The sequence below is a fragment of the Streptomyces sp. MMBL 11-1 genome (genome assembly GCF_028622875.1).
Classification (GTDB): Bacteria; Actinomycetota; Actinomycetes; order Streptomycetales; family Streptomycetaceae; genus Streptomyces.
Map to the genome: position 1 here is coordinate 7,892,150 of NZ_CP117709.1, position 21,855 is coordinate 7,914,004.

Sequence of the window (21,855 nt, forward strand, 5' to 3'; positions counted from 1 at the left end):
GGGGCCGGATGACGGTGGGGAGCCGCCCCCGGGGCGCCGGGCGAGCCGGGGGACGGGCTGTGGGCCGGGCCACGCCGTCCGATAGGTTGGCCGGTCATGTGGGCTTTGAGCGCGGTCGGGCACCGTCGGCTGGGTGTGGCGGGATCCCTGACGATCGTCGTCGGTGGCTGGTTCGCCGGGAAGCTGCCGGTTCACGACCCCTGGGGTCTGTGGACCGACCACGGCTCCGCCACGAAGGCGGCGGCGGCCGTCCTCGCCTACGTCGGACTGACCGTGCTCCTCGTGGCCTGGTGGCAGTACGGCAAGACCGGCTCCACCGGCCGTGACACGCTCGTCACCCTCGCCTGGTGGACGGCACCGTTCCTGCTCGCGCCCCCGCTCTACAGCGCCGACGTCTACAGCTACATCGCCCAGGGCGCGATGGTCCTCGAAGGGCACGACGTCTACACCGCGGGACCTTCCGCCCTGGACCCCGGCGGAATCGGCGGCGATGCCGCGGCGAGCGTCGGCAACCACTGGCGCGACACCCCGGCCCCGTACGGACCCCTCTTCCTGCTGCTTTCCGCGGCCGTCGCCTGGATCACCGGCGGAACGATCGTTCCCGCCGTTCTGGCGATGCGGATGCTCGCGCTCGTCTCCCTGGCCCTGATCGTCTGGTCCCTGCGCCGCCTGGCGCGCGAACACGGCCGCAGCGAGAGCCGCGCCCTGTGGCTGGGAGCCCTCAATCCGCTGCTCCTGATGCATGTGGTCGGCGGCGTGCACAACGACGGGCTGATGATCGGCCTGATGCTCGCAGGCCTGGTGCTCGCCCTGCGCGGCAGATGGATCGCGGGCAGCGCCCTCGTCGGCCTGGCCATGATGGTGAAGTCCCCGGCGGCCGTGGCACTCCTGTTCATCGGGGTTCTCGTGCACGCGTCCGCGGCCGGCCCCCAGTGGCGCCGTTGGGCCAAGGGACTGCTCGCGCCGGGCGTGATCGCGTGCGCGGTCGCCGGAGGTGCCACGCTGATCAGCGGCACCGGATTCGGCTGGCTCCAGACCCAGGGCGTCGCCGCGAACATCCACACCGCGCTCTCCGTCACCAGCGACGTCGGCCTCGGCCTGGGGGAGCTGGCCCGGCTGCTCCTGGGTGTCGACGCGGCGCCGGTCAAGTCCGCCGTCCAGACACTGGGCCTGGCAGCCGCGCTCGCAGTGATCATCCTGCTGGCCCGGCGGGCGATGCGGGGCAGCATGACGCCCGCCCACGCCCTCGGCCTGTCGCTGCTCGTCCTGGTAGCCCTCTCGCCCATGGTCCAGCCCTGGTACCTGCTGTGGGGCATGGCCGTCGTCGCCGCGACCGACCAGTACGGCCGCCTCTCCGCCGTTCTGATCGTGCTCTCGGCGGCGCTGGTGTACGAGACCCACCCCATGGGCGCCACCCCGCCCTACGGATTCGCCCTGGCCGGACTCGCCGCCGTCCTCGGTACTCTCGCGATCCGGCGGGCCCCCGTCGTGCCGCCCGGCGTTCGGCTGCCCGGCCAGCGGGGGCCCGCGGATCCGGCGGAGAACCAGGAGACCTCCGCGTCCGTCACCTCCCCCGCCCCGGCCCCGCAGAACGCTCCCTGAACACATCCTCTCGACGCCCGGCAAGATCGTCGGCTACGCTGAGCAAGTCCTGTTGTCTCCGATAGAGGTGGACGTTGCGCATCTGAGGTCCGCGATCATCGCGCGGTACGGCCCTGGCCCGTACACGGTCACGACGCTGTCGGCACTTCTGCCGCCCGTGGCTTCCGCGTGGATGCGACCTCGGTGCTGAGCCGTCCCTCACCTTCGCAGGACTGTTCTTCCCACCACTTTCCGGCCCCCGGCCGGGTCGCCGCGTGCTGTTCGCATACGAAGCCCCCCGTTCCTTCCGCTTCCGACTGCGAGAACCCCATGACCCATCCCCCCGCGCCCAGCGCCTCCGTGGCAGCCTCCAACCTCACCTTCCGGTGGCCCGACGGCACGAACCTCTTCGACGGGCTCTCCCTCACCGTCCCCCGGGGCCGCACCGGTCTGGCCGGGGCCAACGGCGCCGGCAAGTCGACCCTGCTGCGCCTGTTCGCCGGACTCCTGCGACCCTCGCAGGGATCCGTCACGGTCGGCGGCAACCTCGCCCACCTTCCCCAGAACATCACCCTGGACACCTCGCTGCGCGTCGACGCGGCCCTCGGCATCGCCGAGCGTCGGGCCGCACTGCGCGCCATCGAATCCGGAGACGTACGGGAGGAACACTTCGAAACGGTCGGCGACGACTGGGACGTCGAGGAGCGCGCCCTGGCCACGCTCGGCTCCCTCGGGCTCGGTGCCGTCGAACTGGACCGCACCGTCGGGCAGTTGTCCGGCGGCGAGACCGTCCTGCTGCGGCTGGCCGCGCTGCTCCTGGAACGCCCGGACGTCCTCCTCCTCGACGAGCCGACCAACAACCTGGACCTGTTCGCCCGCCGCAGGCTCTATGACGCCGTCGACTCCTGGCGCACCGGGATCCTGATCGTGGTCAGCCACGACCGGGACCTGCTGGAGCGGGTCGACCGTATCGCCGAACTGCGATCGGGCTCGGTCAGCTGGTACGGGGGCGGCTGGTCCGCGTACCAGGAGGCCCTCGCCACCCAGCAGGAGGCCGCCGGGCGGATGCTGCGTGCCGCCGACGCCGACGTACGCCGCCAGCAGCGTGAACTGGAGGAGACCCGGATCAAGGTGGCCCGCCGCCAGCGCCACGACAAGAAGCTGGACGGTCAGCGGAAGGCCCCACGCATCGTCGCGGGGGAGCGCAAGCGCTCGGCCCAGGAGTCCGGGGACCGGCTGCGCGGCCTGCACGAGGACCGGCTGGACGAGGCCCGCGAGCGCAGGGAGGAAGCCGCCGAAGCCGTTCGCAGGGACGCCGAGATCAAGGTGAGCCTGCCCCACACCGCCGTACCCGCGGGCCGCACCGTGCTGACCGTACGGGACCTGAGCCTCCCCTACGGGCGGCTGCGCGAGGGCAGTCTCCAGGTGAAGGGACCCGAACGTATCGCCCTGGTCGGCCGCAACGGGGCCGGCAAGTCGACCCTGCTGCGGGTTCTCACCGGGGAGCTCGCACCGAGCACCGGGGAGGCCACGGCCGCGGTGCCGCTGAAGTTCCTCCCGCAGCGACTGGACATCCTCGATGACGCGCTGAGCGTCGCCGACAACGTCGCCCGCACCGCCCCGGGCACCACCGACAACCAGATCCGCTCCCAGCTCGCACGGTTCCTGTTCAAGGGCGCCCGCGCGGAGCAGCCGGCGGGCACCCTCTCGGGCGGCGAACGCTTCCGGGCGGCCCTCGCGGCGACGATGCTCGCCGCCCCCGCCCCGCAGCTGCTCCTCCTGGACGAGCCGACGAACAACCTCGATCTGGCCAGCGTGCGGCAGCTGACGAGCGCCCTGGGCTCCTACGAGGGCGCCCTCGTCATCGCCAGCCACGATCTGCCGTTCCTGGAATCAGTGGGCGTCACCCGCTGGATCCTGCTGGACGACGCGTTGCGGGAGACCGACGCCGAGGGGGTCCGAGAACTGTTCGGAAGCCCGGATTCCACCCCGGCGGACACGGCGTGACACCGACCGAACGAGCGAACGAGCGAACGAGGAGGAGATCTTGATGGGCGCTGACCTCGGCCCGTGTGTCGTACTGATCACCGGCGTGATGGCCGCCGGAAAGTCCACCGTCGCCCAGCTCCTCGCGGAGAGCCTGCCACGGGCCGTCCATGTGCGCGGAGACGTCTTCCGCCGCATGATCGTCTCCGGCCGCGCGGAGATGACACCCGACGAGGCGGAGGAGGCACGGAGCCAGCTCGACCTGCGCCAGCGGATCTCGGCGCAGGTGGCCGACGCCTACGCGGACGACGGATGGACGGCCATCGTCCAGGACATCGTCCTCGGCGAGGACCTGCCCCGCTACGTCGACAGGGTCCGCACCCGCCCGCTCCATGTCGTCGTGCTCGCCCCCTCGCCCGCGACCGTGCGCGAGAGGGAGGAAGCGCGGGCGAAGACCGGGTACGGGGAGTGGACGGTCGAAGCGTTCGACGCGTATCTGAGGAGCGGGACGCCACCTGTCGGCCTGTGGCTCGACACATCCGGTCAGACGCCCGAGGAGACGGTTTCGGCCATCCTCGACGGGCTGCGCGGGTGATCGGCGGTCCGTAGGTCCGGGGCCTGAACGGGGAGGCACGGGCCCTGCCCCAGGGGTGCGGGCGGCGGGCGCGGCGCGGCCTCTCAGGCCGCTTCGTAATGGTGGGCGCGCCCACCCCGCCACTCCACCCAGACCGGGTTGTCGAGTATCCGGTCCGCTTCTTCGAGGCCGGCCTCGTTGAGGAACACGATCACGTCCTGGTCGCTGTGGGCCAGCCCGAGTATCTCGTCCCGGCCTTCGTAGTGCACGGTCACCCGGCGGCCGCCCGAGGGGGTCGGACGGTGGATGACGATCGGGGGATTAGCCATGGGTCCACCCTGCGACGCGCCCTCCGCCCTCGCATCCCCGGCCCGCCCCCTCCGACGGCGAGCCGGGGCCGGCCGGAAAAAGGCTCCCCCGCCCTCCTTGGGGGGCGAGGAGGGCCTCATCGCGCGTCGGCCCCGAGTTCCACCGTTGTGGTGACACGCACCAGGGAGGGGCCGCGCGGGGCGGAACCGAATCCGAAGGCGACGGGCGGGTCGAGCGGGGAGAGGGGCCCCAGGCTCACCCCGTCCAGCACGGCGTCGGCGGCCACGACCGGCCGCAACCCCCGCGCCCCGTACCACTCCCGCCGCCCCGGGCCCGCGCGGCCCAGGGTGCGTACGCCGGGCATCAGCAAGCGGGCCGGCACGTCGCACAGCGCGGCCCAGACCGGGCTGCGGGCGAGCGGGGCCGGTACGGCGGACAACAACAGGCCGAGGGCCGAGCGGCGTCCTGCCCGCAGCCACAGACGCAGCGGTCCCGCCTCGACGAGCCAGGTGTCGCCGGCGACGGTGACGGTCACGGGCACCACCTCGATCCGGTCGAAGCGGTAGGTGGCGGCCACGAAGTCAGCGACCCGCCGGGACGGGGCCAGCAGGACCCGTTCACCGTCGGGACGCTCCACCATGACGTCGCTGAACGCCCCGAAAGGCGAACGCGGCCAGTGGCCGACCACCAGCCGGGTACCCGAGGCGGTACCCACACCGGCGATCCAGCCGTCGAACCGCAGTCGCTCACCCGTCACGCCCGCCAGTCTCCCCCGTCACGGGCGGCGGGGGAGGACCGGCGGCCGGCGCGGCGGGCTCCGCCGCCCTATGGGCGACTCGAAGCGGGAGGCGTCCCCGGCTCCGCGGCGTACGACCTCGGGCTCGTCGCCGGAGAAGTCGATCACCGTGGTCAGCTCGGTGCCGCAGTCGCCGGAGTCGATGACGGCGTCCACCTCGTGTTCGAGCCGCTCCTTGATCTCCCAGCCCTGCGTCAGCGGCTCCTCCTCGTCCGGCAGCAGCAGGGTGCTCGAAAGCAACGGCTCGCCGAGCTCGGCGACCAGCGCCTGGGTCACGACGTGGTCGGGGATACGCACGCCGACCGTCTTCTTCTTCGGGTGCAGCAGCTGGCGGGGAACCTCCTTCGTCGCCGGGAGGATGAAGGTGTAGCTGCCGGGCGTCGCCGCCTTGATCGCCCGGAACACGTCGTTGTCCACGCGGACGAACTGCGACAGCTGCGCGAAGTCGTGGCACACCAAGGTGAAGTGGTGCTTGTCGTCGAGATTCCGGATCGACCGGATCCGGCCGAGAGCGTCACGGTTGCCCAACTGGCAGCCCAGTGCGTAGCACGAGTCGGTCGGGTACGCGACGAGCGCACCGGACCGGATGCTGTCGACCACCGTGCTGATGGTGCGGGGCTGGGGATTTGCGGGGTGCACGTCGAAGTACTTGGCCATTCACCGAGCTTACGCGCTCGGGCCGGAACGGTAGAGCCCTCCGCCGGGAACGGTGAGGGGCGGCCCGTCGTGCGACGGGCCGCCCCTCCTTCCGCTTCACGCGGTGGCGTTCACCGCCGTGCCGGTCAGACCGCGGCGGCCCCCACCAGCTCGTCCAGTACGTCCTCCATGGTCACGAAGCCGATGACCGTGCCCTTGTCCCCGGCGACGGCCGCGAGATGCGTACCGGCGGCACGCATCGCGGTGAGGGTGTCGTCGAGCGGGGTGTCGATCTCGACCCGGATGACGGGGTGGAGGGCGCTCGTGGGCAGCGCTTCGGCGCGTTCCGCGACGCCGAGGGCGTCCTTGATGTGGAAGTAGCCCAGCAGTCCGTCGTCGGGTCCGGTGACCGGCAGCCGGGAGAAGCCCGAGGCGACGGCGGCCCGCTCCAGCCCCTGCGGAGTGATGCCCAGGTCGACGGTGACGGTCCGGTTCAGCGGGACCATCACCTCGCCGACCGGCCGGGTCCCGAGCTCCAGCGCGTCCCGCAGGCGCTCCCCGTCGGCCGGGGCCAGCAGCCCGGCGTCGCTGGAGTCCTTGACCAGCCGTACGAGCTCGTCATCGGTGAACACGGAGGCGACCTCGTCCTTGGGGTCGACCTTGAGCAGCCGCAGCAGCATGTTGGCGAAGGCGTTGATGCCGAAGATGACCGGCCGCAGCGCCCGGGTCAGGCCCACCAGGGGCGGCCCCAGCGCCAGCGCCGTGGCGACGGGGGCGGCCAGCGCGATGTTCTTCGGGATCATCTCGCCGATGAGCATGTGCAGATACGTCGCCAGCGTCAGCGCGATCACGAAGGCGATCGGGTGGACCAGCGCCTCCGGCACGCCCACCGCGTCGAACGGCGGCTCCAGCAGATGGGCGATGGCCGGTTCCGCGACGGCACCCAGCACCAGTGAGGAGATGGTGATGCCGAGCTGTGCGGTGGCCATGGCGGCCGACAGGTGTTCGAGGCCCCACAGGGCGCTCTTCGCGCGTCGGCTGCCCCGCCTGGCCTGCGGTTCGATCTGGCTGCGGCGGACCGAGATGAGAGCGAACTCCGCGCCCACGAAGAACGCGTTGGTGAGAAGGGTGAGCGCGCCGATGGCGAGCTGGATGGCGGTCATCGGGCGTCCTCCTCCACGAGGGCCGGCGCCGGTGCGGGCGCGCTGATCCGGACCCGGTCGGCCCGGTGGTGCTCGATGTCGAGCACGTCGAACTGCCAGCCGTCGACCTCCACCCGGTCCGTTCGGACCGGGATGCGGGCCAGCTGGTTGGCGAGCAGGCCGGCGAGCGTCTCGTAGGGGCCCTCCGGCGCGGCGAAGCCGATCCGGTCGAGCTGGTCCAGCCGGATGCTGCCCTCGGCCTCCCAGACCGGGCGCCCGTCGCCGAGCGGCTCCACCGGGGCCAGGTCGGGGCGCTCATGGGGGTCGTGCTCGTCGCGGACCTCGCCGACGACCTCCTCGACGATGTCCTCGACGGTGGCGACCCCCGCCGTACCGCCGTACTCGTCGATCACCACCGCCATCGTCCGGTGCTTGCGCAACTGCGCGAGCAGCCGGTCCACGGGCAGTGAGTCGGGCACGAGGAGCGGCTCGGTCGCCAGGGCGGTGACGGGGGTCCGGGCCCGCTCGGACTCGTCCAGAGCGAGCACATCGCGGATGTGGACCGTCCCGATGACCTCGTCCAGGCTGTCCCGGTAGACCGGGAAGCGGGACAGGCCGGTGGCCAGCGTGAGGTTGGCGGCGTCGGCGGCGGTGGCGTGCGCCTCCAGCGCCCGGACGTCGACGCGCGGCGTCATCACGTTCTCGGCGGACAGCTCCGCCAGGTGCAGGGTGCGGACGAACAGTTCGGCCGAGTCCTGCTCGATGGCGCCCTCGCGCGCGGAGTGCTGGGCGAGCGCGATCAGTTCCTGCGGCGTACGGGCGGATGCCAGCTCCTCGGCCGGCTCCAGACCGATGCGGCGCACGAAATGGTTCGCGGTGTTGTTGAGGTGCCGGATCAGCGGAGCGAAGCAGGCCGTGAAGGCCCGCTGCGGTGTCGAGACGACCTTGGCCACCGTGAGCGGGCTGGAGATCGCCCAGTTCTTCGGGACCAGCTCACCGACGACCATGAGGACCACGGTGGAGACGGCCACGCCGAGGAGGGTGGCGACCGTGGACACGGCGCCGGCCGGAAGCCCGGCGCCCTCCAGCGGGCCGCGCAGCAGCACCGCGAGGGACGGTTCGGCCAGCATGCCGATGACCAGGGAGGTCACGGTGATGCCGAGCTGGGCGCCGGAGAGCTGGAAGGTGAGCCGCTTGGCTGCCTTGAGCGCGCTCTCGGCACCACGCTCCCCGGCCTTCACCGCGCGTTCGAGTTCGCTGCGCTCGATGGTCGTGAGCGAGAACTCGGCCGCGACGAATACCGCACAGGCCAGTGTCAGCGCGAGGGCGAGGAGGAGAAGGGCCACTTCGCTCACCGTGTCACCTCCGTCCCCTGGTGCGTGGGGTCAGGGATGACACGGTTCGTACTGGGAGGCTCACCCATTGCGGTGCGCAGCTCCTTCTCTGTTCGGGTCGTCGGGATCGACGGTGGAAGACGGGTGTGAACCCGCCCCATAGATAGTAAAGGGAGCGCAAAGCAATGGGGAGTGGCGGGTGTCACACGGAGTGCCGTCCCGGGGCGGCACGTCATCCGCGGCCTTGACGGCCGGAGCGCGGGGCCGCTCGGAAACGGTGGCCTCAGCCGGTGGGCCGGTCGGCCGCGTCCGGAGCCAGCCGGTCGGCGAGAGCGGGCAGATCCGGGACGAACCAGATGTCCCGGCCCCGATTGGCCTCGCGGACGAGGGCGGGGAGGGCAGAACCGGCTGCCAGGTGATGCCCGATGTCCCCGACGACGACGAGGCGGAGCCGGTAGTTCGCGAACTTCTGCAGGATGGCTCCGGCGAGTCCGGTGCTCAGGTCGAAGAAGCGGTCGTCCAGCCGTGTGGAGGGCACCGCGACCACCTCCGCACACGCGAACGCCGCACCGATCAGATGGTCGAGTGCGTCCTGGACATCGGCGATGGCGACTCCACCGGCGTCGCATACGAGGACCGGGATGCCGTGGTACTCGACGACGTCAGGCACGGTCCGCCCCCTGCGTCGGCGTGGAGGCGGATGGGAACAGGCCGCTCTCCGGGCCCAGCAGGCCGTCGATCATATGCAGCAGATCGGCGGTGGCGGTAGCGCCGCCGAGTATGACGATCTTCATCCGGGCTCGCTCCTTGTCGTAGACCGTCTGGATGCGCAGGGGGTCCGACGTGTCCCGCGCGGACTGCGCGCCGGCCGTGACGAACGTACTCAGCCGGTGCGCGGCGTCCGGGCCGACCGCCTCGATCTGCAGGATGCTGGACACCTCGACGTGCCCCGGCACGGTTGCCGGTCCCGGGGCTGTGGCGTCCACCGGCCGCCCGGTGAGGGCGGCCAGATCCTCCTTGCTGATCCGGTACTGCTTGCCGATCCGGACGGCCTTGAGCCGACCGTCGCGTACGTAGTTCCGGACGGTCCGCACATGCAGCCCCAGCAGCTCGGCGACCTCGCCGACCGAGTAGAGCTCCCGCTCGTCATTCCCCATAGTTCCGTATCCTACGCTAAAGCGCTGCGATATTACGTCAATGCATGAGGATGAGGTTCTTTGCGGTAAACCGCAGCTGACGGCGGCCCACCCCGGACGTACTCGGCGGGTGCGGTGAAGCCCCGGGTAGCAAGCTGGAAGGCGGTAACACGGCAGGAGACAAACGGCCGCCCACGGACAAGGAGCCCCATGAACCCCGAATCCCGGCCGCCCCATCCGCGGCACCAGCGACCCGAAGGCGTGACCGACGCGACCGTCGAGGCCCTCGGGGCCCTTTCGAAGGCGCTGGAAACCGCCGAGCGTGCCCGCGGCTCCCTCTACGACTTCCATCAGCTCACCGGGAGTGCCGACCTGGAGCTCGACGACGCCGTACGGCTGCTCCGCGCCGCGGGGCACGGACAGCACGCCGAGCGGGTCGAGCGGGAGATCCTCGGCCGCAACGTGATCCCCGGGCACTGGACGTTCCAGATCGTCGAGGAGTACAACGCCACCTACTACGACGTCTTCCGGACGACCGAACGGCAGATCAGACAGGAGCTCGCCGAGGGCCGCGACCACCTGTACGAGGCCGAGATGAAGGAGGCCCGGCGGACCGAGGGGCATCCGGACCACACCGCCGAGTGACGGGCGTGCCCCCCCGTGTGTTCCGGCGGGCGGACCCGACGCCCGTGACCGCGTCGCCCCTGCCCGCACGGACCGCCGCCGGTACGGGGAACGCCCGTGCCGGCGGCGCCGGTCACGACGGATTGGCGGTCGCCGCCCTCGGAATCCAGGCCTTCGCCGTCACCGAACGTAGCCGCACGAGATGCGGACCGCACCGACTCCGGTGACGCTGGGGCTCCAGTCGCGCACGCAACGCTGGTTGCGACGGAGGACCGATGACGGAGGACGTCCCATGAACCTGTACGACACCCCGGGGGAGCGAGCCCGCCGCACCCGTGAACGCGCCGAGGAACTGGGCCGCGCCGCAGACCGGGCCACCGACCCCGAGCACCGGCAGCGGCTGCGGGAGAAGGCGCTGCGGTTGCTGCGCGATGACCCGGCGGCCGATTCCCGTCCCTCCTGAGAGCTGTCCCGCGCTTCCCGGCGGGCGCGCGACGACAGCTACGGCACCTCACCGCGTTGTCGGAACATCCCTGCACATGCCGTATGCGGGCGTCCCTCCGCCTTGCGACGCACCACGTCTGACGCCGCGCGCCGATCCACCAGAACCTGCGGAACAGCCCGTGGCCGACGTCTCGCCGGTGTGCGGGGAATGTCGATTGCCGGGCTGGCCTCGCCCGGGTAGCGTCACGCGCCGTGACCCCGACCCTGCGCACCGAGCGACTCCTGCTGGAGCCGTACGTCCCCGAGGACGAAGAGGACTTCGTCGCCCTGTTCCAGGACACCGAGGTGTCCCGCTGGATGGGCGACGGCCCTTCCTCCGAAGCGGAGGACCGAGCCCTGTTCGGGCGGGTCTTCACCAAGGTCTACGCCCAGGACCTGTTCGCGGTCTGGGCCGTCCGCCGCCACGGACTCCTCGTCGGGCACGCCGAGATCAAGCGGACCGACGCCGTCGACGGCCACGAGATCATCTACGCCCTGGCACCCACGGTCTGGGGGGCCGGCCTCGGGACCGAACTGGCACAGGCCGTCGTCGCCCACGGCTTCGGCGCCCTCGGACTGACCGAGGTCCATGCCACGGTCGCCGCCGCGAACGAGGCCTCGCTGGCCCTGCTGCGCGGAATCGGCTTCGCGCACACGAGGGACATCGAGGAGGATGACGGCAGCATCACCCATGTGCTGACCCGCCGCCGCTGAGGCGAAGCGCGCGCCCTTTCCCCCTGTCGGCCCGCTGATCCTCCTGATGCCCGTCCCCGACGAACCCGACGTCGGCTTCCCCGTCCCCATGCCCTCAACCGATGGTGTCCGCAGGGTGTTCAGCCCGCGGGCGCCACGATCGCACCCTCGGCTCCATGACGCTTCAGGGCGTCGGCGACGAAACCGTCCGCCTTCATCTCCTCCACGAACGACGCCAGCAACTCCTGCGCCGCCGCCCCGCGCCCGGCCGGCACCCCCATGGCCTGCCGGATCACCATGAACCGCCCAGGCAGCACCCGTACGCCCTCGGCCCGGGCGGCCTCGGCCTCCAGCAACTGCCGGATTCCGGCTGCCACCTCGACCTCCCCCGCCCGCAGGGCCGCGAGCGCACGAGGGGCGCCCTCCAGCCGCACGACCTCGGCCCGGCGGATCTCGCGGGTGAGGAAGAGGTCGTACGCGGAACCGGCCCCGACGGAGATCCGGGTGCCCTCGCGGTCCACCTGGCCGTTCTCGGAGATCGGGGACGCGTCCGGCACCAGATACGCGCCCTCGATGAGGACGTACGGGGCGGTGAACCGCAGCCCTTCGCCCCGGGCGGGATCGACGGCGAAGAACCCGATGTCCGCCCGCCCGTCCCGCACCGCCTCGACCGACAGTGCGGCCCTCTCGAAGGACACCAGCTCGACGGGCACCCCGAGCCGCCGCCCGAACTCCCGCGCGAGGTCGACGGACACCCCGGCCGGCTCGCCGCTCGCCGGATCCCGGTGGGCCAGGATCGGATTGCCGAGGTTGATCGAGGCACGCAGGGTGCCGCCGGGCGCGAACGCGGGGGCGTGGGCGGAAAACGCCGGCTGCTGAGTCATGGCGCCGAGTCTACGAGCGCGTCCGCCGCGGTCGAAGGGTGTACGGCACCAGCGGCGGACGCGGCGGTGCGGGTCCTACCGCCCTTCGCGGTCTCAGGCACCCACCGTGCCGTCCACCCCTTCCCGCAGCAGGTCCGCGTGGCCGTTGTGGCGGCCGTACTCCAACAGGACGTGCACCATGACCATCCGCAGGGAGACCTCCTTCTCCCAGCGCGGCTGACGACCCACCAGATCCAGCGACGGGGCCTCTCTCTCGATCCGGCGCGAAACCTCCACCTCCGCCTCCCAGGCGGCGAACACCTCGGCCCGGGTCGAGGTGCTCGCGTCGTACGCCGCCTGGAAGTCGAACGCCTTCTCCGACCACACCATCGGGGCCGCCTCGTCCTCGAACACCCGCCGGAACCACGCGCGTTCCACCTCGGCCAGATGCCGCACCAGAGCCAGCAGCGACAGAGTGGACGGTGGCATCGAGCGCTCGCGCAACTCCTCGTCGTCCAGCCCCGCGCACTTCATGGCGAGGGTCTTCCGCTGGTAGTCGAGAAAGGCCCGCAGCGTCTCGCGCTCGCTCCCCAGCAGGGGAGGGCCGACCCGGTCGTCGTTCGTCATGATGAGGCCCCTCAGTCCGTGTTCCGGCCGACAGTATGACCGGCCCGTGCCCCGCCGACGTGGCTCAGGACAGCCGCGCTCTGACCGTCTGCGTCGCCCCGCGCGTCCCCGGGAGGTCGCCGAAAGCGAGGCGCGGCGACGCACCCGTGGCCGCCGATGTCACCGTGGCCGGCTCGGACGCCGCGTACGCGTACGGCTCCTGCCCGGCGCGGCCGAGCAGCGCACGGGCAGAACCGCGCTGGGATCGTTTCGAGCGGATGTGATCGATATGGTTGGTGCGTGCCGGACGGGTCCCGGGCGGCAGCCGTGCGAGCACAGGGACCCGAGCGGTTCCGTCGCCCGGGCGGCGGCCGGTCGGCCGCCGGAACACCGTCAGGCCAGAGCCCAGCCGTCTCCGAGTCCAGGGGGATCCATGCGACTGCACGTCGACCAGCGCCACGAGCGGGTGCTCCAGCTCGTCCGCGAGCGCGGCAGCCTCCGCGTCGCCGAACTCGCCGAGGAACTCGGCATGTCCGCCGTCACCTTGCGCCGGGACGTCGAGGCGCTGGCCGCCCAGGGCCGCGTGGAGCGGCTGCACGGCGCGGTGGTGTGGCCCACCGGGCAGTCCCGGCCCGCCACCGCCGCGGCGCTCCCCGCCGAAGGGCTGGTGGTGGGCATGGTGGTGCCGACCACCGAGTACTACTACGCGGACGTCGTGCGCGGCGCCCGGCAGACCGTCGAGGCCGCGGGCGCCCGGCTGACGATCGGGCTCTCCCGCTACCTCCCCGACGAGGACGCCGCCCAGGCCCGCCGACTGCTGTCCACCGGCGCCGACGGGCTCCTGCTGACGCCGACCTGGGAGCGCGGCTGCCCGGAGCTGGGTGAGGGGCTGTGGGCGGCGGAGCAGGAGACCCCGGTCGTCCTGGTGGAACGCTCGGCGCCCCTCGGCCATCCGGCGGCGGGCCTGGACCGGGTGCGCTCGGACCACGCGCACGGCGCCGCCGAAGCGGTGGCGCACCTGGCCGGGCTGGGGCACCGGGCGATCGCGCTCGCCGTGCAGGACAGCCCGACCGCTCCCCGGCTCCGGGTCGGGTACCGGGCCGCCGTGGAGGCGCTGGGGCTGACCCCCGTGTCGGCCGCGCCGCTGGAGGACGCCCGGGCGGGGTCGGAGGCGAAGCGTTTCGAGCGGACGCTGGAGTACCTGTGCGAGGCAGTGGCGAGCGGCAACGTGACCGCCGCGATCGTGCACAGCGACGCGGACGCGATCGTCCTCATCCCGCGGCTCCAGGCCCGGGGCGTGCGGGTGCCCGAGGACCTCGCGGTGATCGCGTACGACGACGAGGTCGCCGGGCTCGCCGACTTGCCGCTCACCGCCGTGGCCCCGGACAAGCACGCCGTGGGGGCCGCCGCCGCCCGGCTCCTGCTGGACCGTCTGGGCGTGACGGAACCCGGCGCGACGGACACGAGGGCGGGGACCGGGGCGGGGGTGACGGGCCGGGGTTCCGCCGCCCGCAGGCACCTGGAGATCCTGCCCACCCTGCGGATCCGGGTCTCCTGCGGTGCGGTCGCCGCAGCCCCCTGACGGAAGAGATGCCGCGCGAAGAGCCGTGCCCGGGCCTGCCGGCCCTGCGGGCACGGCTCTTCGCGTGCCCGCAGGGCCGTGGGCTCAAGGTCGAAACCGAGCTGAGGATGATTGATTTGATTGAAGTGGCCACTTGCTCTTGACTGTGATCGCTTCGCGCAAAATGATGTGTGCCGATCACCTCGTCTTCCGCGGTTCGAGGTCCCGTAGGAGCCGGCCCATGCCCTGCACCGCCCACACGTCCCGCCTCGCCCCCGCGGTGTCCGCCGCTCACCCGCCCCTGATCGTCGCCTTCCTCCGCCTCCAGCGCTTCCGGCGCTCGGGCCTCACCGCAGGAGCCGTCAAGTGAGCCACTCCGCCGCCCCCCGGCCGACCCGCCCCCGCACTGTCCTGGCGATGAGCGGCGAGACCCGCGAGGCGATCCTGGCCCCGGAAACCCTGGACCGGCTCGCCCGCGTCGCCGACCTCGTCCCCGGCCTCCTCGTGACCGACTTCGGCGCCGACGACCCCGCCCAGCGCACCGGACTCCACAGCGCCGAGGTCCTGTTCACCGGCTGGGGCTGCCCGCCCCTGGGGCCCGCGGCGCTGAGCGCCATGCCCCGGCTGCGCGCGGTGATCCACGCCGCCGGCTCCGTGAAGCACCACATCACCCAGGACGTCTGGGACCGGGGCATCGCCGTCAGCACCGCCGCGACGGCCAACGCACTCCCGGTCGCCGAGTACACGGTCGCGGCGATCCTCTTCGCCAACAAGCGGATCCTGGCGAGCGCCCACGTCTACCGCGAGGCCCGCTCCCGGGTGAACCTCCTGAAGCGGTTCCCGGCCGTCGGCAACTACCGCCGCACCGTGGGCATCGTCGGAGCCTCACGCATCGGACGTCGCGTCGTCGAACTGCTGCGCCCCCACGATCTGCGCGTCCTGGTCCACGACCCCTACCTGGACGAGGACGGAGCCCGGACCCTGGGCGTGGAACGCGCCGGCCTCGACGTCCTGGTGGCGCAGAGCGACGTCGTCAGCATCCACGCCCCCGAACTCCCGGCGACCCGGCATCTGTTCGACGCCGGGCGTCTCGCCCTCATGCGGGACGGGGCCACCCTCGTCAACACCGCGCGCGGCTCCCTGGTGGAGACCGAAGCCCTCGTGAGGGAAGTGGTGACCGGACGCCTCAACGCCGTGCTCGACCACACGGAACCGGAAGTCCTGCCCGCCGACTCACCCCTCTACGACCTGCCGAACGTCCTTCTCACCCCGCACATCGCCGGGTCGCAGGGCGGCGAACTCCAACGGCTCGCGGACGCCGCCGTCGACGAGCTCGAACGCTACGCGCGCGGCCTTCCGTTCGCCCACGCGGTGGACCCCCGCACCCTGCACCAGCAGGCCTGACCCGTACCCGTACCCGTACCGCTGCCGGCCGGGGCGCCCGGCGGGACGACCCGGCGTGGCGTCACGCGGCGTGAGCCCGCCCCGGGGGCAGGACCGCGATCATCCGGGCCACCGTGTGGGCCATCGCGTCCCGGCCGTCCGACAGATAGCGGCGCGGATCCACGCCCCTCTCGTCCCGGGCCAGCCGCTCCCGTATCGCGCCGGTCATCGCGATGTTGAGCGCGGTGCCGATGTTGACCTTGCGGATCCCGCCCGCCACGGCGCGGGCCAGCTCCTCGTCGGAGGCCCCGGACGAACCGTGCAGCACCAGCGGAACCGGCACGGCCGCCCGCAGCCTGCCCAGCAGGCCGTGGTCGATGGCCGCGTCCCGCGAGGTCATGGCGTGCGAGGTGCCGACCGCCACGGCCAGCGCGTCGACCCCGGTGGCCGCGACGAACGACCGTGCCTCGTCGGGATCCGTACGGGCCCCGGGCGCGTGGGCGTCGAGCGCCGCCTCCCCGTTCTTCCCGCCGACCTGCCCCAGCTCGGCCTCCAGCCACAGGCCCCGCTCGTGCGCCCATACGACGGCGGCGCGGGTGGCCGCCAGGTTCTCCGTGTACGGCAGCCGGGCGGCGTCGAACATCGCCGAACTGAAACCGCAGTCCGCCGCCCGGTGCAGCAGCTCGGTCGACTGCACATGGTCGAGGTGCAGGGAGACGGGGACGCCCGCCTGGTCGGCCACCTCCGCGGCGGCGCGCGCGAGCGGCCGCGGCCGGCCCCGGTGGTAGGCGACCGCGTTCTCGCTGATCTGCATAATCACCGGCGACCCCGCCGCCTCCGCGCCCTCGGCGATGGCTTCCGCGTGCTCCAGGGTGATGACGTTGAACGCGGCGACCGCACGGTGCTGTGCGGCGGCCTCGGCGATCAGATCGCCGGTGGCGGCGATGGACATGGCGACTCCGGGGTGAGGGACCGTCGGGCGGGAGGGGCGGCCGGGGCGGTCAGGCCGTGCTGCTGAGGATGACCGAGCGGGTGAGGTGGCGCGGCCGGTCCGGATCGAGCCCGCGGGCCTTCGCGATGGCCAGCGCCAGACGCTGCACCCGGACCAGCTCCGCCAGCGGGTCCAGACCGCCGGCCACCCATCGGGCGCCGGTCGCGTGCACCTCGTCCATCAGCCCGGACGGGGCTTCGCCGAGCATCCATGTCGCGGTGGAGGGGCTGGAGATGCTGATCGGGCCGTGTCGGTACTCCATCGCCGGGTACGCCTCGGTCCAGGCGAGCGCGGCCTCGCGCATCTTCAGCGCGGCCTCGTTGGCGAGCCCTACGCTCCACCCCTGTCCGAGGAAGGTGAACTGGCCGCACTCCACCAGTCCGGTGGGCAGCGGCTCGGCGAGCGCGACCAGGGCGTCCTCGATGACCGCGTCGCTGTGCAGGCCCAGATGGGCGCGGAGCAGGGTCAGCGCCGAGGTGGCGAAGCGGGTCTGCACGACGGACTTCTCGTCGGCGAACTCCAGCACGATCGTGTCGTCGGCCATTGCCGCCATCGGGGTGTCGGGGTCGCCGATGACCACCGTGCGGCGAGTCGTGTGCCCGATCTTCCCGAGGAGTCCGAGCACCTCCGTAGTGGTGCCGGAGCGGCTCAGTGCCACGACCCGGTCGTAGTGGCGGCCCGCCGGGAACTCCGAAGCGGCGAAGGCGTCGGTCTCGCCCTGGCCGCTGCCCTCCCGAAGCGCCGCGTAGGCCTGGGCCATGAAGTACGAGGTACCGCAGCCGACCACGGCGATGCGCTCGCCGGCCGCCGGAAGCCGGTGGGCGAGCCCGTCCGCCATGCCGGCGGCGACCCGCCAGCAGTCGGGCTGACTGGCCAGCTCCTGAGCCACGTGCGTCATCTGTGCTCCCTGTTCCCGACCGTAGATGCTCGAAGCTGCATATTAGGCAAGCATTTCAAGCAATATCAAGCAGACGGGTGGGGGTCTGTGAGCCGCGGGCGGTCCAGGACCCGATCTCGCGGCCGCCGGGCAACACCCGGCCGAGGGCGTGGTCGCTGTGAGAGCTCCGGCCGATGCCGGGGAAGGGGCTGCCGGGAGATCGAAGGGGGCGCGGCGCCGGGCGGGACCGGCCTCGCCCGGCGCCGCGCCCGTCCCTCACGCGCCCGCGAGCAGCGACTCCCACGCGGTCGCGGTGTCCGGGTGACGGGCTATCAGCGCGGCGCCGCCCTGGCCCGCTCCGGGCGCCGCCCACCTGCCGTCGCAGCCGAGCAGCTCCGCGACCGCGTCGAGCGTCCGCGGGTGCGCGAAGAGCAGTGCGGCGCCCCGGTTTTCGCCGTCGGCCGCCTTCGTACGGTCGGCGGCGGGCGCACCGCCTTCCGGCGCCTCGTGCCACGGCGGCACCCAGGTGTCCAGCGCCGCGAGCCGGGCCGGGAAGATCCGCCCCGCCTCACGGATCAACAGCGGGGCCAAGTCCGCCGCTCCCGCGCGCAGCGTCGTGATCAGGGAGGGCAGCCACGGCAGCAGGACCGGGTCCGGCAGCCGCCCGAACGCGTTCGACACGGCCTCCACCACCACGTCCGCCAGCCCCGGCACCGGCACCAACGCGTGCACGAAGCCGCTGAGATAACGCGGGTAGGCGGGCACCACCATCGGGTTCGCCAGCAGCTCGCCGCAGCGCTCCCGCAGCTCGGCCCGGGACAGCGCGCCGAGCTGCACCTGCGCCGCCCACAGGAGCGCCGTCCGCTCAGGATCCGTGGGGCGCGACTGGGCGACGGCCAGCTCCAGCTGCGCCCGGTCGCAGCCCAGCGAGAGCGCCAGGCCCTCCATGCTGAACAGGAAGCCCAGCATGGCCGCCACCTGCCCCGCGGTGACGTCCTCGTCGGTGAACGCGGTCGGCAACAAGGTGCAGTAGTGCGCGTAACCGGCCTTGACGAACGACTCCACCCATGGCGGCAGGACCGGCTCGCCGGTCCGGTAGTACGTCAGCAGCCCCCGCACCCGGCGCAGTACCTCCGGAGCCCCGTCCACCGTGCGCTCGGCGGTGAGGACCTCCAGGGCGCGGGCGCCCAGCTCATCGGCGAGACGGCGGCTGCCGAGATACAGCGTCGCGTCCTCGACGGCGGCGAGGACGCCCGCCGCCGTCGCCCTCGGCCCGTACGCGTCGCGGCGCAGCCGCTGTTCCAGGACCTGCTCGATGCTCACGCCCTCGTACCCGAGCTCGATCAGCGCCCGCTGATGGGTGCCCAGCGCCAGGTCCCACGACTCCTGGATCGAGCGCTCGCCGAGTCTTCTCTCCCCCATGATCGGCCGGGCCGCGCCGTGCGGCATCAGACGGCGGAGCATCCACAGCACGTCGGAGCACGCCCCGAGCTCCGGCCGCGCATGCATGTCCAGCAGGGCACGTCGCACGCCACGCTGCTGGAGCTTCAGCTCCAGCGGTGCGAGCCGGTCGTGCACATCGCGGGCCAGCGGCGGCAGCGCGTCGTAGCCGACGCGCCCGATCCGGTCGCCGCCCATCATGATCTCGACGAGCCGGCGTACGTCCCGCCGCCCCGGCACCGTGTCCTTCTCGATGCAGGTGATCGCCGCGTCCTGGAAGTCGTACGGAGTGGGCTTGGCCCGGTCCCGCATCCCGGCCAGCAGAATCGACGTCTCGAACACCGCGATGGCGTCGGCGGTGGACGCCGGATAGCCGGCGCGCCGCGCGGCGCGCACGATGTCCACCGACCAGCCGAGCAGCTCGGTCTCGTCCAGCGTGTCGAGGACCGGCGGCCGGCGCAGAAATCCCGAGAGCCGGTCAGCGGCGGCTTCCGGCGGGGGAGCGGGGGCGGCCAAGGCGGCCTTCTTCGGCGGGCGCGGCTTCTTCGCGCCGTCCTGTCCGGCCAGCCGGTACGGCTGGACCCGGGTGCGCTTGAGGTTCTTCGCCCACTGGGTCGCGGCGATCGACACCGACCCGGAGGCCAGCCCGAACTGCGCCTCGATCGCCGCGTGGCTGGACGGGATCAGCCCGTGCTGCCAGGTGGTGGCGGAGCGCGGGGAGATCTCGAACGACCCGCCGCCCGCCACCCCGAACTCCTCTACCCGGCTGGCCGCGTGGAAGGCACCGCACACGTACAGGCAGTCCTCCGGGGCCGCCCCGCTCGACGCCAGGTGCTCGCGCATCCGGGTCCACATGTACCGCTCGCGGTCCTCGTCCACCCGGAGCCGTTGCCCGTCACCGGGGGCGAGCCGCCGGAACAGGCTGCCGACGAGGAACATGACCTGGCGATAGGCGGCGTGGTCGCTGTCGCCGAGCGGGATCTCGACGTACTGGTGCCACCACTCCGACCAGTGCCGCACCTTGCCGTGACGCAGCAGATGCTCCTCCAGCTCCGCGAAACGGGGGCGCAGATCACCGATCTCCACGCCGACCGCCTCACCGTGCAGCGCGGCTTCGGGCTCCGCAGACCCGTCCGCAGGACCGGGCGCCCTCCCGGGGGTGCTCTCGCCGTGCCGGGTGTCCCACTGGAATACGTGGTCGGAGGACCGGTCGACGAGGACCAGCTCGACGCCCGGGGTGTCGAGGGCGTACGCGATGGCCTGGTACTCGGCGGAGGCCTCGGTGATCGGGGCGACGACCGACAGCGGGGCCCACTCGGCGGGGAACCCGTCGACCTCGCTCGCGAACGCCTGGACCGCCACCGGCAGGCGGCAGTTGCGCAGCTCGCCGAGGAGCGGCGCCATGTCCTCGCACAGCTCCAGATAGACGACCTTGGGCTGCTTCTCCCGCAGCCGGCGGGCCATGGCGAGGGCGGAGGCGGGCGAATGGTGGCAGACCGGAAAGATCTCCAGCGGCTCGCGCACCGCCCGGTCGACGTCGTCGACCATGCCGAGGAGGATGCCCTCCAGCGCGTCGGGCCCGTCGGCGAAGGCGGTGGCGGCCTCGTGCAGCTGCCCGCGCAACGCGGCGAACGACGTCTCCTCGGAGCCGTGCTGCCCGGGGCCGTCCGTGGGGGCCCCGCTCATGACAGAGTGGCGATCGTGTCACGGCCGCCGTCCAGGAACTCCGGCCACGAGCCGCCCTCCTCCTTGCTGCGCGGTTCGACGACGCCGTGCAGATACTTGTTGAAGATGGCCAGGTCCTCCGGGTCCCGCCGGGCGAGCGAGCCGACGAGCGAGGAAGCGAGGGTCCGGGCGGTCAGCGTGCTCTCGCCGAAGAAGTTGCTGTGCAGGACGGCGTCCTCCAGCACACCGATCTGCTCCGCCGTCGACAGTGCGGACTCCAGCTTCTCCTCGTCGCTGCCCGCGGCGGCGGCCGAGGCCCGCAGATCGGCGAAGCTCTGGAGAAGGATGTCGAGCAGTGTCGGCGGCACGTCCAGGTCGATCGCGTGACGGCGCAGCAGTTCCTCCGTGCGGAAGCGGACGATCTCCGCCTCGCTCTTCCTGTTCGTCACGACCGGGACGCGGACGAAGTTGAAGCGGCGCTTCAACGCGGACGACAGGTCGTTGACGCCCCGGTCGCGACTGTTGGCGGTCGCGATGATCGAGAAGCCGGGCTTCGCGAAGACGATGTTGTCGCCCCCGTCCGCGCCGTCGCTCTGCAGCTCGGGAACGGAGATGTACTTCTCCGAGAGAATCGAGATCAGGGCGTCCTGGACATCGCTGGTGGAACGGGTCAGTTCCTCGAAGCGGCCGATGGCGCCCGTCTCCATCGCGGTCATGATCGGCGACGGAATCATCGACGCACGCGACTGTCCCTCGGCGATGACCATGGACACGTTCCACGCGTACTTGATGTGATCCTCGGTCGTGCCGGCCGTACCCTGCACCACCAGCGTGGAGTTGCGGGAGATCGCGGCGGCCAGCAACTCCGCCAGCCAGCTCTTGCCGGTGCCGGGGTCACCTATCAGCAGCAGACCGCGGTCCGAGGCGAGCGTGACGATGGAACGCTCGACGAAGCTCCGGTCGCCGAACCACTTCTGTGAGATCTCGCGGTCCAGGCCGTCGGCGCGCTCGGACCCCAGGATGAACAGCCGGACCATCTTCGGGGACAGCCGCCAGGAGAACGGCTTGGGGCTGTCGTCGATCGACTCCAGCCAGTCGAGCTCCTCCGCGTACTTGGTCTCGGCGGGGGCGCGCAACACGTCGGACATCAGCAGGCCTTTCTGAACAGGCGGGAA

General features: G+C 72.3%; 21 protein-coding genes and 1 pseudogene. 9 read left to right on the top strand and 13 right to left on the bottom strand.

Translation table 11 applies throughout. From position 1 onward, the window contains the following. The first annotated feature begins 96 nt into the window (after positions 1-96). The 3 genes from mptB to PSQ21_RS34940 all read left to right on the top strand — a co-directional run bounded on the left by mptB (position 97) and on the right by PSQ21_RS34940 (position 4,162). Positions 97-1,602, top strand: coding sequence for a polyprenol phosphomannose-dependent alpha 1,6 mannosyltransferase MptB (gene mptB / locus PSQ21_RS34930; RefSeq protein ID WP_274035454.1), 1,506 nt, complete (start codon positions 97-99; stop codon positions 1,600-1,602). 309 nt (positions 1,603-1,911) lie between these two features. Continuing rightward, positions 1,912-3,588, top strand: a complete 1,677-nt coding sequence (locus PSQ21_RS34935) for an ABC-F family ATP-binding cassette domain-containing protein (protein ID WP_274035456.1) — start codon at positions 1,912-1,914, stop codon at positions 3,586-3,588. Positions 3,589-3,631: 43 nt separating this feature from the next. Continuing rightward, a complete protein-coding gene (locus PSQ21_RS34940; protein ID WP_274035457.1) occupies positions 3,632-4,162 on the top strand; it encodes an AAA family ATPase in 531 nt (176 codons plus the stop codon). A gap of 83 nt (positions 4,163-4,245) precedes the next feature. Here PSQ21_RS34940 and PSQ21_RS34945 read toward each other — a convergent pair whose 3' ends face one another. The 7 genes and pseudogenes from PSQ21_RS34945 to PSQ21_RS34975 all read right to left on the bottom strand — a co-directional run bounded on the left by PSQ21_RS34945 (position 4,246) and on the right by PSQ21_RS34975 (position 9,515). Continuing rightward, positions 4,246-4,470, bottom strand: coding sequence for a hypothetical protein (locus PSQ21_RS34945; protein WP_097871746.1), 225 nt, complete (start codon positions 4,468-4,470; stop codon positions 4,246-4,248). Between the two features lie 116 nt (positions 4,471-4,586). Further along, positions 4,587-5,207 (bottom strand): hypothetical protein, encoded by a 621-nt coding sequence (locus PSQ21_RS34950; protein WP_274035460.1) that lies wholly within the window; start codon positions 5,205-5,207, stop codon positions 4,587-4,589. 78 nt (positions 5,208-5,285) lie between these two features. Further along, a pseudogene (locus PSQ21_RS34955) lies at positions 5,286-5,903 on the bottom strand (L-threonylcarbamoyladenylate synthase); the annotation flags it as partial. Positions 5,904-6,028: 125 nt separating this feature from the next. Then, positions 6,029-7,045, bottom strand: coding sequence for a hemolysin family protein (locus tag PSQ21_RS34960; protein ID WP_274035461.1), 1,017 nt, complete (start codon positions 7,043-7,045; stop codon positions 6,029-6,031). Then, complete coding sequence (locus tag PSQ21_RS34965; RefSeq protein WP_274035463.1) at positions 7,042-8,379, bottom strand: hemolysin family protein; 1,338 nt, start codon at positions 8,377-8,379, stop codon at positions 7,042-7,044. Before PSQ21_RS34965 ends, PSQ21_RS34960 begins: the two co-directional genes overlap by 4 nt. Positions 8,380-8,641: 262 nt before the next feature. Beyond that, positions 8,642-9,028 carry a DUF4180 domain-containing protein gene (locus PSQ21_RS34970; protein ID WP_274035464.1) on the bottom strand — a complete coding sequence of 129 codons (387 nt, stop codon included), beginning with the start codon at positions 9,026-9,028 and terminating at the stop codon, positions 8,642-8,644. Then, the gene (locus tag PSQ21_RS34975; RefSeq protein WP_274035466.1) at positions 9,021-9,515 is read right to left on the bottom strand and encodes a helix-turn-helix domain-containing protein; all 495 of its coding nucleotides are present in this window, start codon (positions 9,513-9,515) and stop codon (positions 9,021-9,023) included. Before PSQ21_RS34975 ends, PSQ21_RS34970 begins: the two co-directional genes overlap by 8 nt. A 189-nt stretch (positions 9,516-9,704) precedes the next feature. Between PSQ21_RS34975 and PSQ21_RS34980 the strand changes: the two genes are divergently transcribed. From PSQ21_RS34980 to PSQ21_RS34990, 3 genes are all read left to right on the top strand, one after another. Further along, entirely contained in the window at positions 9,705-10,139 is a 435-nt protein-coding gene (locus tag PSQ21_RS34980) for a hypothetical protein (RefSeq protein WP_274035468.1), read from the top strand. Positions 10,140-10,410: 271 nt separating this feature from the next. Continuing rightward, positions 10,411-10,581 carry a DUF6381 family protein gene (locus PSQ21_RS34985; RefSeq protein ID WP_274035469.1) on the top strand — a complete coding sequence of 57 codons (171 nt, stop codon included), beginning with the start codon at positions 10,411-10,413 and terminating at the stop codon, positions 10,579-10,581. Between the two features lie 233 nt (positions 10,582-10,814). Beyond that, a complete protein-coding gene (locus PSQ21_RS34990; protein ID WP_274035471.1) occupies positions 10,815-11,315 on the top strand; it encodes a GNAT family N-acetyltransferase in 501 nt (166 codons plus the stop codon). A 119-nt stretch (positions 11,316-11,434) separates the two neighbouring features. On the opposite strand, the gene PSQ21_RS34995 is transcribed toward PSQ21_RS34990, so the two are convergent. Then, the gene (locus PSQ21_RS34995; RefSeq protein WP_274035472.1) at positions 11,435-12,178 is read right to left on the bottom strand and encodes a transporter substrate-binding domain-containing protein; all 744 of its coding nucleotides are present in this window, start codon (positions 12,176-12,178) and stop codon (positions 11,435-11,437) included. 93 nt (positions 12,179-12,271) lie between these two features. After that, on the bottom strand, positions 12,272-12,784 hold the full coding sequence (locus PSQ21_RS35000) for a DinB family protein (RefSeq protein ID WP_274035473.1): 513 nt from the start codon (positions 12,782-12,784) through the stop codon (positions 12,272-12,274). A 412-nt stretch (positions 12,785-13,196) separates the two neighbouring features. Here PSQ21_RS35000 and PSQ21_RS35005 point away from each other — a divergent pair, with 412 nt between their 5' ends. The 3 genes from PSQ21_RS35005 (at position 13,197) to PSQ21_RS35015 (ending at position 15,728) form a co-directional block, all read left to right on the top strand. Beyond that, positions 13,197-14,345 (top strand): substrate-binding domain-containing protein, encoded by a 1,149-nt coding sequence (locus PSQ21_RS35005; RefSeq protein ID WP_274035475.1) that lies wholly within the window; start codon positions 13,197-13,199, stop codon positions 14,343-14,345. A 220-nt stretch (positions 14,346-14,565) separates the two neighbouring features. After that, on the top strand, positions 14,566-14,694 hold the full coding sequence (locus PSQ21_RS35010) for a hypothetical protein (RefSeq protein ID WP_274036113.1): 129 nt from the start codon (positions 14,566-14,568) through the stop codon (positions 14,692-14,694). Then, positions 14,691-15,728 (top strand): hydroxyacid dehydrogenase, encoded by a 1,038-nt coding sequence (locus tag PSQ21_RS35015; protein ID WP_274035477.1) that lies wholly within the window; start codon positions 14,691-14,693, stop codon positions 15,726-15,728. Before PSQ21_RS35010 ends, PSQ21_RS35015 begins: the two co-directional genes overlap by 4 nt. 61 nt (positions 15,729-15,789) lie before the next feature. On the opposite strand, the gene PSQ21_RS35020 is transcribed toward PSQ21_RS35015, so the two are convergent. The 4 genes from PSQ21_RS35020 to PSQ21_RS35035 form a co-directional block, all read right to left on the bottom strand. Continuing rightward, entirely contained in the window at positions 15,790-16,659 is an 870-nt protein-coding gene (locus tag PSQ21_RS35020) for a class II fructose-bisphosphate aldolase (protein ID WP_274035478.1), read from the bottom strand. Between the two features lie 49 nt (positions 16,660-16,708). Continuing rightward, complete coding sequence (locus tag PSQ21_RS35025) at positions 16,709-17,596, bottom strand: SIS domain-containing protein (protein ID WP_274035480.1); 888 nt, start codon at positions 17,594-17,596, stop codon at positions 16,709-16,711. Positions 17,597-17,851: 255 nt separating this feature from the next. Beyond that, on the bottom strand, positions 17,852-20,701 hold the full coding sequence (locus tag PSQ21_RS35030) for a DUF5682 family protein (protein ID WP_274035481.1): 2,850 nt from the start codon (positions 20,699-20,701) through the stop codon (positions 17,852-17,854). Beyond that, the gene (locus tag PSQ21_RS35035) at positions 20,698-21,828 is read right to left on the bottom strand and encodes an ATP-binding protein (protein WP_274035483.1); all 1,131 of its coding nucleotides are present in this window, start codon (positions 21,826-21,828) and stop codon (positions 20,698-20,700) included. Before PSQ21_RS35035 ends, PSQ21_RS35030 begins: the two co-directional genes overlap by 4 nt. Between the last annotated feature and the right edge of the window lie 27 nt (positions 21,829-21,855).